At 61.5% G+C, this 457-nt stretch carries 2 rRNA genes (1 of these 2 cut by a window edge); both read left to right on the forward strand.

Features of this window, described 5'->3' with window-relative positions:
- Positions 1-80: ribosomal RNA gene (locus ACTIFK_RS18985) — 23S ribosomal RNA — on the forward strand; the annotation flags it as partial.
- Positions 81-387: 307 nt separating this feature from the next.
- Positions 388-457, forward strand: a 5S ribosomal RNA gene (gene rrf / locus ACTIFK_RS18990); it runs 54 nt beyond the window's last position.

A 457-nucleotide genomic window follows, 5' to 3' on the forward strand; every position in this document is an offset into this window, starting at 1 on the left:
GACCACGTTGATAGGCCGGGTGTGGAAGTGCGGCAACGCATGAAGCTTACCGGTACTAATAGCTCGATTGGCTTGATCATTCTCATTACGAATGCCCATCGCGACGCGATGGTCATACCAGCGCTCACGCATGAGCGGCCCTGCGGGCCTATGCTCCGCGAGGGCGCCGGACGACCGGCGGCACGCAAGTCGCGTGCTCGGGCTTCGCCCGAAACGCTGGTCAGCCGGAATGGCTTGGAAACGCAGCCGGACGGCTGCGACTGCGCGGAAAAGACGAGAGAGACGGAAAGCATGGCGGCGTTCGGGGTTACTATACCCTATTCGCCACTCCCTATTCCCTACTCCCTCCAACCCAGCTTCTCGATCAAAGATTGTGCGCTTCGTCGACCTGGTGGTTATGGCGGGGTGGCTGCACCCGTTCCCATTCCGAACACGGCCGTGAAACGCCCCAGCGCTG

Source organism: Hyphomicrobium sp., assembly GCF_051860585.1.
In the GTDB taxonomy this organism is placed as follows: Bacteria; Pseudomonadota; Alphaproteobacteria; order Rhizobiales; family Hyphomicrobiaceae; genus Hyphomicrobium_C.